At 68.5% G+C, this 8,859-nt stretch carries 10 protein-coding genes and 1 pseudogene; 10 read left to right on the top strand and 1 reads right to left on the bottom strand.

The features are described from left to right. From MXC99_RS00875 to MXC99_RS00855, 5 genes and pseudogenes are all read left to right on the top strand, one after another. Positions 1-370, top strand: a pseudogene (locus tag MXC99_RS00875) (methyl-accepting chemotaxis protein); the annotation flags it as partial. A 13-nt stretch (positions 371-383) separates the two neighbouring features. Next, on the top strand, positions 384-917 hold the full coding sequence (locus tag MXC99_RS00870; RefSeq protein WP_247723746.1) for a chemotaxis protein CheW: 534 nt from the start codon (positions 384-386) through the stop codon (positions 915-917). 9 nt (positions 918-926) lie between these two features. Beyond that, a complete protein-coding gene (locus MXC99_RS00865) occupies positions 927-1,745 on the top strand; it encodes a CheR family methyltransferase (protein ID WP_247723745.1) in 819 nt (272 codons plus the stop codon). Continuing rightward, complete coding sequence (locus MXC99_RS00860; RefSeq protein ID WP_247723744.1) at positions 1,745-2,281, top strand: chemotaxis protein CheD; 537 nt, start codon at positions 1,745-1,747, stop codon at positions 2,279-2,281. Before MXC99_RS00865 ends, MXC99_RS00860 begins: the two co-directional genes overlap by 1 nt. After that, positions 2,281-3,420 (top strand): protein-glutamate methylesterase/protein-glutamine glutaminase, encoded by a 1,140-nt coding sequence (locus tag MXC99_RS00855; protein WP_247723743.1) that lies wholly within the window; start codon positions 2,281-2,283, stop codon positions 3,418-3,420. The genes MXC99_RS00860 and MXC99_RS00855 overlap by 1 nt, the downstream gene beginning before the upstream one ends. A gap of 15 nt (positions 3,421-3,435) precedes the next feature. On the opposite strand, the gene guaD is transcribed toward MXC99_RS00855, so the two are convergent. Beyond that, positions 3,436-4,752 carry a guanine deaminase gene (gene guaD, locus MXC99_RS00850; RefSeq protein WP_247723742.1) on the bottom strand — a complete coding sequence of 439 codons (1,317 nt, stop codon included), beginning with the start codon at positions 4,750-4,752 and terminating at the stop codon, positions 3,436-3,438. A 249-nt stretch (positions 4,753-5,001) separates the two neighbouring features. On the opposite strand from guaD, the gene MXC99_RS00845 reads away from it, so the two are divergent. The 5 genes from MXC99_RS00845 (at position 5,002) to MXC99_RS00825 (ending at position 8,693) form a co-directional block, all read left to right on the top strand. Continuing rightward, positions 5,002-5,334 carry a 4a-hydroxytetrahydrobiopterin dehydratase gene (locus tag MXC99_RS00845; RefSeq protein WP_247723741.1) on the top strand — a complete coding sequence of 111 codons (333 nt, stop codon included), beginning with the start codon at positions 5,002-5,004 and terminating at the stop codon, positions 5,332-5,334. A 153-nt stretch (positions 5,335-5,487) separates the two neighbouring features. Next, complete coding sequence (locus MXC99_RS00840; RefSeq protein ID WP_247723740.1) at positions 5,488-6,015, top strand: cytochrome C oxidase subunit II; 528 nt, start codon at positions 5,488-5,490, stop codon at positions 6,013-6,015. 1 nt (position 6,016) lies between these two features. Beyond that, on the top strand, positions 6,017-7,507 hold the full coding sequence (locus MXC99_RS00835) for a cbb3-type cytochrome c oxidase subunit I (protein ID WP_247723739.1): 1,491 nt from the start codon (positions 6,017-6,019) through the stop codon (positions 7,505-7,507). After that, positions 7,504-8,118 (top strand): SCO family protein, encoded by a 615-nt coding sequence (locus tag MXC99_RS00830; protein ID WP_247723738.1) that lies wholly within the window; start codon positions 7,504-7,506, stop codon positions 8,116-8,118. The genes MXC99_RS00835 and MXC99_RS00830 overlap by 4 nt, the downstream gene beginning before the upstream one ends. Beyond that, the gene (locus MXC99_RS00825) at positions 8,115-8,693 is read left to right on the top strand and encodes a hypothetical protein (protein ID WP_247723737.1); all 579 of its coding nucleotides are present in this window, start codon (positions 8,115-8,117) and stop codon (positions 8,691-8,693) included. Before MXC99_RS00830 ends, MXC99_RS00825 begins: the two co-directional genes overlap by 4 nt. Positions 8,694-8,859 lie beyond the last annotated feature (166 nt).

The following is an 8,859-nucleotide window of genomic DNA, read 5'->3' as shown; positions in this document are numbered from 1 at the left end:
GCTCGATGAGATGGTGCCGTCGATCCGGCGCACGGCCGAGTTGGTGCAGGAGATCACGGCGGCTTCGGAGGAGCAGTCGGCGGGCGCGGGGCAGATCAACATCGCGATGGGGCAGATCAGCCAGACCACGCAGCAGAACGCGTCGGCCTCTGAGGAGCTGTCGGCGACCGCCGAGGAGATGAGCGCCCAGGCGGCGCAGCTGCAGCAGCTGGTAGGCCAGTTCCGGCTCGAAGGACAAACGGGCGAGGTGGGCGAGGCGGAGGTGGCGGTGCGCCGTCCCGACGGAGGGCGTCCGGGCGGAGGGGCGCCGCGCCGGCTCGCGCAACCGGCGCTGGTGGCGGCCGGAGATGCCGAGTACGTGCGTTTCTGAGCGGGGCGAGGCCATGTCGGAAACCAACCTGACCGTTGCCGGTGCGCCCACGGGTTCGAGCGGGGGGCAGTACCTGGTGTTCATGCTGAACGGCGAGACATTCGCGATCGACATCCTGCAGATCCGCGAGATCATCGAATACGGCAGCCTGACCGAGGTGCCGATGACGCCGCCGACGGTGCGTGGGGTGATCAACCTGCGCGGCGCGGTAGTGCCGGTGATCGATCTGTCGGCGCGGTTCGGCCGGGCGCGCTCGACGGTGGGGCGGCGCTCGTGCATCGTGATCGTGGAGGTGGAAAGCGACGGGGGGGCGCAGCGGCAGACGCTGGGCGTGCTGGTCGACGGCGTGAGCGAAGTGCTGGAGATCGGGGGCTCGGAGATCGAGCCTGCGCCCAGCTTCGGGGCGCGCATCCGGACCGACTTCATCGCCGGGATGGCGCGGGTCGGAGGGCGCTTCATCGTCGTGCTCGATGTCGGCCGGGTGTTCTCGGTCGATGAGATCGCCACCTTCGCCACCCTCGCCGAGGGTGGCCATGCGATGCACTGACGAGTCTGCATGTACCGCCGCGAAATCACCATCAGCGACACCGAGTTCAGCCAGTTCCGCGCGCTGATGCGCCGTGCCGCCGGTGTCGACCTGCCGTCATCGAAGAAGCATCTCGTCAGCGGGCGCCTGAACCGGCGCCTGCGGGCGCTGGCCTTGCCCAGCTACGGCGATTATTACCGGGTCGTCACCGGCGGTGGTGCGCCCGACGAATTCCAGCGCATGGTCGATCTGCTGACCACCCACGAGACCTACTTCTTCCGCGAACCGAAGCATTTCGAGTATCTCGCCGGTCCGGTGCTCGATGCCGTGCCGCGCGGGCGTGCGCTGCGGGTCTGGAGCGCGGCCAGCTCCTCCGGGGAAGAGGCCTACAGCATCGCGATGGTGCTGATGGACCGCCTCGGCGAGCAGCACCCCTGGGATGTGTTCGGCTCGGACATCAGCCGCGAGGTCGTGGACAAGGCACGTGCCGGCATCTACGCGATGAACCGTATCGACGGCATCCCCCGCGACTATCTCGGGCGGTTCTGCCTGCGCGGCATCGGTAGCCGCGCCGGCACCTTGCAGGTGATGCCCACGCTGCGCCAGCGGGTGCGCTTTGCCCAGGTCAACCTGAACGAGCCGCTCGCCGGAGTGGGCGAGTTCGACGTCGTGTTCCTGCGCAACGTGCTCATTTACTTCGACCTGCCGACCAAGCAGCAGATCGTCGCCCGCATCGCCCGCCAGCTGAGGCCGGGCGGCTGGCTGTTCGTCGGCCATTCGGAGAGCCTCAACGGCGTCAGCACCGCGCTGCGCCAGGAGCGGCCGACGGTGTATCGGCGGATCCAGTGATGCGTGCCGGCCGCCATGTGATCGACATCTTCCTGCAGCCGGGCGACTTCTACTTCGGCGACTGCGACACCCGCATCCGGACCCTGCTCGGTTCCTGCGTGTCGATCACCCTGTGGCATCCCCGCCTGCGCCACGGCGGGATGTGCCATTACATGCTGCCGGCGCGAAGCCGGCGCAGCGGACAGGTGCTCGACGGGCGCTATGCCGACGACGCGATCGCGCTGTTCCTGCACGAGCTGCGCGCGCAGGGCACCCGGCCGGCCGAGTACCAGGTCAAGCTGTTCGGCGGTGGGCGGATGTTCCGTATGCCGCGCAATCTGGAGGGGAACGAACTGATGGAGATCGGCAACCGCAACATCGAGGCCGGGCGGCGCCTGCTGCGCCAGCACGGGTTTCGGGTTAGGGCTTCCCATTTGGCTGGCGACGGGCACCGCAGCCTGATCTTCGACGTCGGTAGCGGGGAAGTGTGGGTGCGCCATGTCGTCGACTTGGCTCCGGCATCCGCGCCGGACGGCGCGGATGCCGGAGGGGCGTGATGAGTGCGGTCGTGGGCGAAGCGGGGAGCAGGGGCGCGCACAACCCGATCCGGGTGCTGATCGTCGACGATTCGGCGGTCGTCCGCCAGGTGATGGGCGAAGTGCTGCGCCGGGCGCCGGGCATCGAAGTGATCGCCACCGCCTCCGATCCGGTGTTCGCGCTCGACAAGATGCGCCAGGCCTGGCCCGACGTGATCCTGCTCGACGTCGAGATGCCGCGCATGGACGGCATCACTTTCCTGAAGCGGATCATGGCCGAGCGCCCGACACCGGTGATCATCTGCTCCACGCTCACCAGCCGGGGGGCGGAAACCACGATGCAGGCGCTGGCCGCCGGCGCGGTGTCGATCATCACCAAGCCGACGCTCGGGCTGAAGCATTTCCTCAACGATTCGGCCGCCGAACTGGTGGGCGCGGTGCGCTCGGCGGCACGGGCGAACATGCGGGCGATGAAGCTGGCCGCCGCGACGCCGGGGCGGGAGGGGACGCTTGCGCCCGCCGCCGCTGCAGGGGGGGCTAGGCCGGCGCCGGGGGCGGGGCACGAGGCGCTGGCCGAGACCACCGACCGCCTGATCGCGATCGGCACTTCGACCGGCGGCACCCAGGCGCTGGAAGTGGTGCTGCGTGCCTTGCCGCGCACCATTCCGGGCATCGTCGTGGTGCAGCATATGCCGGAGAAGTTCACCGAGCTGTTCGCCCAGCGCCTGAACCAGGTGTGCGCGATCGAAGTGCTGGAGGCGCAGGACGGCCAGCGCGTGATCGCCGGACGGGCGCTGATCGCCCCCGGTGGCCGCCATCTGACGGTGCGGCGCAGCGGCGCGCATTACCTGGTCGAAGTCCGCGATGGGCCGCCGGTGAACCGGCATCGGCCGTCGGTCGATGTGCTGTTCCGCTCGGTCGCCAGATATGCCGGTCGCAATGCGATGGGGGTGATCATGACCGGCATGGGCGATGACGGTGCGCGCGGCCTGCGCGAGCTGTTCGATGCGGGGGCGACCACCGTCGCTCAGGACGAAGCCAGCTCGGTGGTGTTCGGCATGCCCAAGGAGGCGATCCGTCTCGGTGCGGCGGGGCGCGTGCTGGGACTCGAAGCGATCGCGCCGGCGCTGATCCAGTACGGCCGGCAGTGCGAGTCCTGAGCTGAAACATGCACGCTATTCCGGGCGCTGCCAGGCGGCCTCGCCGAGCACGTGGGTCGCGGCCACGGCGCGGTCGTCGCCCAGCATCATCAGCACGAACAGGCGTTCGCCCAGGGTCGCGCAGCCGGCGCTGCGCCGCGCCAGCAGCGCTGTGGCGCGCGGGTCGAGGACGACGAAGTCGGCCTCCTTGCCGGGCAGGAAGTTGCCGATCCGCCCGTCCAGGTAGAGGCTGTGGGCGCCACCCAGGGTGGCGAGGTGAAAGGCGCTTGCCGCCGACAGCGTCTGGCCGCTGAGCTGCAGCGCCTTGTAGGCCTCGCTCAGCGTCTGCAGCATCGAAAAACTGGTGCCGGCGCCGATGTCGGTGCCCAGCCCGACGCGGATGCCCAGCGCGCGCGCGCGTTCGAGATCGAACAGGCCGGAGCCGAGAAAGAGGTTGGAGGTCGGGCAAAAGCTGATCGCCGTGCCGGTGTCGGCGATGCGCAGGCGGTCGGCGTCGTCGAGCCAGAGACAGTGGGCGAACACTGCGCGCGCGCCGAGCTGGCCGAAGCGGTCATAGACGTCGAGGTAGCTGCGCGCTTCGGGGTAGAGCCGGGCGACCCAGTCGGCCTCGGCGCGGTTCTCGGCGACGTGGGACTGCAGGTAGACACCGGGGTGCTCGGCGAACAGGCGCCCGGCAAGGCGCATCTGCTCCGGCGTCGAGGTCGGCGCGAAACGCGGTGTGAGCGCGTAGAGCAGGCGGTCGCGACCGTGCCAGCGCGCGATCAGGGCCTTCGATTCGACCGCGCCGCGGGCGGCGGTGTCGCGCAGGAAGTCCGGGCAGTGACGGTCCATCAGCACCTTGCCGGCGATCAGGCGCATCTGCCGGCGTTGCGCGGCGGCGAACAGCGCATCGACCGAGGCCGGATGCACGGTGGCGAAGGCGAGCGCGGTGGTGGTGCCGTTCTTCAGCAGTTCGTCGCAGAAAAAAGCGGCGACTTCGGCGGCGTGCGCCGGGTCGGCAAAGCGGGCTTCGGCGGGGAAGGTGTATTTTTCCAGCCAGGCGAGCAGCTGCTCGCCGTGGCTGGCGATGATGTCGGTCTGGGCGTAGTGGATGTGGGTGTCGATGAAGCCGGGCAGGATCAGCTTGCCGCGGTAGTCGGCGAGCGGTGTGCCGGCCGGTAGTTTGGCCAGCACTGCGGCGGCGGGGCCGAGTTCGGCGACGTGGCCGTCGCGGACGACGAGAACGCCGTCGGCGAAGTGTTCGAGCGCGCGGTCCCCGTACGCCGCCGGGTCGGCGAGGAAATGGACGAACTCGCCGCGCACGGCGCGCAGCGGATGCGGGGGAGCGGTCATCGGCGTGGCGGGCGTCATCAGGGGGGCGTGGACGTGGTGGAGCGGGAGGCGTCGGGGCTGCAATCGGTGCGGGCTGCAAGCGGTGCAGACCGTATCTTAGGCCTTGTCGTGCAGCGGAGGATCCCCGATGCCGCCGCCGGGGTGAGGGTGCTGCCCGCGCCGCGCTGATTGAACTCGCCGGCTCCGGCCTTCTCGAATCAGCACGGGCTGCGGCCGATTCCGGCCGGCCCTGCTGGCGAGGAGGACATCATGGGCGGCGATCTGGTCGATAAATCCTGCGTTCCCTGCCGCGGCGGCATCCCGCCGCTGAGCGCAGCACAGGCGCAGGCCTTGCTGCAGCAGATACCGGAGTGGTCGTTGGGCGACGGCGGGCGGCGTCTGAGCCGCCGCTTCGATTTTCCCGATTTCCGCCGCGCGATGGAGTTCGTGTGCCGCGTCGGCGAGCTGGCCGAAGCCGAAGGCCACCATCCGGACATCCATTTCGGCTGGGGCTGGGCGGAGATCGTCTGGTACACCCACAAGATCGGCGGCCTGCACGACAACGATTTCATCATGGCGGCGAAAACCGGGCGGCTGTCCTGAAACCGGCGAGCGGTTGCGGACGGAACGACCGCCGGCCGCCAGGCGGGGCGTCACCATGGGCGGGAGACGAACATCATTGCATGACATATCGGCACCGACTATAAAGAAACGGCATGGATCGGATTTCCGGTCGCTTTCGAGGGAGGATCGCTGATGCAGCAGACAGCCTGGTGGGTATCGATCGCGCTGATGGCGCTGGTCGCCGCGATGTTCGCCTATGGTGCGGCAAGCTCCCGGCGCCGGGAGCAGGACTATGCCGGGCTGGCGCAGCGGGCGTATGCATTGCGCGCACGTGCGTTCTGGGTGCTGGCCCTGATCCTGGGTTCGGCGATGATCTACACGCTGCGGGCGCTGCCCTACGGTGGTGGGGCGGTCGAAGCGGGCACTGCGGCGCAGGTGGTCGAGGCGAAGGGCTACCTGTGGTACTGGGAACTCAGCCCGAATCGGGTCGAAGCCGGTCGCCCGGTGGAGTTCCGCGTCTCCAGCGCGGATGTCAATCACGGTTTCGGCATCTACGATCCCGAACTGAAGCTCGTCGCCCAGGTGCAGGCGATGCCCGGCTACACCAACGTGATCCGCCACACCTTCGAGCGCGAAGGCCGCTACCGCATCCTGTGTCTCGAATACTGCGGCACCGTCCATCACGGGATGACCGCCGAACTCACCGTGGGGGGGAACTGAGATGGCCGACAACAAGAGTGTGCCCGACACGGATCGCGGCGCGAGCACGGGCGTGCTCGCCTATCTGGTGGTGGCGGCCGCGGTGATCCTGCTGATGATGCTGTTCGGGTTTCTGATGCGGCTCGAGCAGGCCCGCTTCATCGAAATCGGCGCGCTGTGGTTCTACCGCCTGATGACGCTCCACGGCGCCGGCATGGTCGGCGTCGCAGGGCTGGCCGGTGCGGCGGTGATGTGGCACTTCCTCAGCCGCTACGTCGATCTGTCGCCGGCGATCCTGATGGCGAACCTGGTGCTGTTCCTGGTCGGGGTGGTGATGGTGCTGGGGAGCGTACTGCTTGGCAATTTCCACGGGGCATGGACCTTCCTCTATCCCCTGCCCGGGAACACGATGGGAATGTGGTCGGCCGGTGCGGCGGCCCTGTTCCTGGGCGGGATGCTGGTGATCGGCGTGGGCTTCGTGCTGTTGCACCTCGACGTCGCCCGGGCGCTGATCGCCCGCTACGGCAGCTTCGCACGGGCGCTGGGGTGGCCGCAGCTGTTCGGTGCGGATGACGGCAAGGCACCTCCGCCGGCGGTGGTGGCGAGCACGATGGTCACCATCGTCAATCTCCTCGCCCTGGTCGTCGGTGCGACGATCCTGAGCATGATGCTGGTCAATCTTTATCTGCCGGAGTTCGCCATCGACCCGCTGCTGGCGAAGGCCATGATCTACTTCTTCGGCCACGTCTTCATCAACGCCACCATCTACATGGCGGTGATCGCGGTCTACGAGATCCTGCCGCGCTACACGCAGCGGCCGTGGAAGTCGGGCAAGGTGTTCCTCGCGGCCTGGACCCTGTCGACGCTGATGGTGCTGTTCATCTTCCCCCACCATCTGCTGATGGACTTCGCCTTTCCGAAATGGATGCTGGTCATGGGGCACGTGATCGGCTACATGAACACCTTCCCGATCCTGCTCGTGACCGGCTATGGCGCGCTGATGATCGTGCACCGCTCCGACATCGACTGGGACATGAGTTCCAGGCTGCTCTTCCTCGGCCTGTTCGGGTGGACGGTGGGAGTGATGCCGGCCTTCATCGATGGCACGATCCCGGTCAACTACGTGATGCACAACACCTTGTGGGTGCCGGGGCATTTCCATACCTACCTCCTGCTCGGGATGGTGGCGATGGTGTTCGGCTTCATGTACTTCCTCGGCAAGGCGCGCCGCGATGAGCGCGACGGCATCCTCGATCGCGCCGCGTTCTGGGTCTTCGTTGTCGGCGGGATGGGCTTCGTGCTGAGTTTCCTGATGGGCGGCAAGGAAGGGGCGGCACGCCGCTACGCCCAGCATCTGCCGGAATGGCTGCCTTACGATCGGGCAGGGTCGGTGTTCGCGGCACTGGTGATCGCCGCCAGCCTGCTGTTCATCGTCCGCTTCCTGCTCCGGCTCGGGCTGGCCCGGCGCGAACATGCGCGCGCCAGCATTCCGGTGGGGCTGCCCGCCGCGTGAGCGCCGGCCTGCACGGGGTGCTGGCGTCGGCGCTGGCGGGCATCGCCGGTGCCGCGATCCTGTGGCAGGCGACCGACGGGCTGAGCGCGTTCACCGCGGAAAGCGCCCGCCGCGCCGAAGTGCTGCGCAGCCCGCGGGCGCTGCCCGCCGCCATGCTGCAGGACCAAAACGGAGCGTTCTTTTCGCTCGATGACTACCGCGGCCGGCTGCTGGCGGTGGAATTCATCTATACCCGCTGCGAGACCGTGTGCCTGAGCTTGGGGGCGGCCTTCCGGCAAATCCGCGACCGCGTTCCGCCGCAGGCGCTGGAGCGAGATTTCGCCCTGCTGAGCCTGAGCTTCGATTCCGCGCACGATCAGCCCGCCCAGCTGCGTGACTACGCCCGCCGCTTCGGGGCCGACGGCAGGCACTGGCGCGTAGCCCGTGTCCCGGATCGGGCGACGCTGGGCGCGCTGCTCGAACGCTTCGGCGTGGTGGTGATCCCGGACCGGCGCGGTGGCTTCGAGCACAACGCCGCGATTCATTTGATCGACCGCGAGGGGCGTCTCGCCCGGATTAGCGATCCCGAGGATGTGCACGGTTTCGTCGCCAGCGTCGAGGCGCTGCGATGAGGGCGGGGCGCGCAACGGCCCGCCATGCGCTGCTCCTGCTGTACGGGGGGCTGGCGCTGGCGCCGCTGCGGGCCGGGCTCGAGGCGACGATGGCCACGCACATGCTGGTGCAGATTCCGCTGCTCGGCGCGCTCGGTTTCCTCGCCGCGCGCTGGCTGCCGCCGCAATGGCAGCAGCGCATGCTCGCGCTCAGCGGCGGCCCGGCGGCGTGGGTGGTGGTGGCAGTGTTTGCGATGGCGTACTGGATGCTGCCGCGGGTGCTCGATGCCGCCCTGGTGTCGCCCGCGGTCGAACTGGCCAAGTTCCTCACCGTGCCCCTGCTCGTCGGCCTGCCCCTCGGGCTCGCCTGGCCGCAGCTGTCCCTGATCGGACGCGGCTTCGTCTGGACCAATATGATCAGCATGCTTGCAGTGCTCGGCTGGCTGTATCTGGCCGCACCGCTGCGGGCCTGCAACAGCTACTCGCTCGAGCAGCAGCAGCAGACCGGTGGGCTTCTGGTGGGGGCAGCGTTGATCCTTTTCGTCGTCTGGTTCGGCACGCTGTTCATCGGCCGGGGGGCGGCCACTGGACGCTGATTCGACACCCCGATGTCTTCCGCTGCGGTTTCGGCGGCTGATCGAGCGGTTTCCGGCTCAGAGCTTGTGAACTTTTCGGTCACGCCCGCCGAAGGGGGCGCGAGTGGGTTTGTGACCGCCGTGGGGGCCAGATGATCTATTGAGCATGAAGGTGCTCGCGTTATCG

This window comes from Thauera aromatica (assembly GCF_023093595.1).
Lineage (GTDB): Bacteria > Pseudomonadota > Gammaproteobacteria > Burkholderiales > Rhodocyclaceae > Thauera > Thauera aromatica_A.
Note: the sequence above shows the minus strand (reverse complement) of the source record. Positions and strands in the feature narration are given on the sequence as shown.

Coding starts and splice junctions, on each gene's coding strand:
- MXC99_RS00870 (WP_247723746.1), top strand. CDS start 384: ATGTCGGAAACCAACCTGACCGTTGCCGGTGCGCCCACGGGTTCGAGC.
- MXC99_RS00865 (WP_247723745.1), top strand. CDS start 927: ATGTACCGCCGCGAAATCACCATCAGCGACACCGAGTTCAGCCAGTTC.
- MXC99_RS00860 (WP_247723744.1), top strand. CDS start 1,745: ATGCGTGCCGGCCGCCATGTGATCGACATCTTCCTGCAGCCGGGCGAC.
- MXC99_RS00855 (WP_247723743.1), top strand. CDS start 2,281: ATGAGTGCGGTCGTGGGCGAAGCGGGGAGCAGGGGCGCGCACAACCCG.
- guaD (WP_247723742.1), bottom strand. CDS start 4,752: ATGACCGCTCCCCCGCATCCGCTGCGCGCCGTGCGCGGCGAGTTCGTC.
- MXC99_RS00845 (WP_247723741.1), top strand. CDS start 5,002: ATGGGCGGCGATCTGGTCGATAAATCCTGCGTTCCCTGCCGCGGCGGC.
- MXC99_RS00840 (WP_247723740.1), top strand. CDS start 5,488: ATGCAGCAGACAGCCTGGTGGGTATCGATCGCGCTGATGGCGCTGGTC.
- MXC99_RS00835 (WP_247723739.1), top strand. CDS start 6,017: ATGGCCGACAACAAGAGTGTGCCCGACACGGATCGCGGCGCGAGCACG.
- MXC99_RS00825 (WP_247723737.1), top strand. CDS start 8,115: ATGAGGGCGGGGCGCGCAACGGCCCGCCATGCGCTGCTCCTGCTGTAC.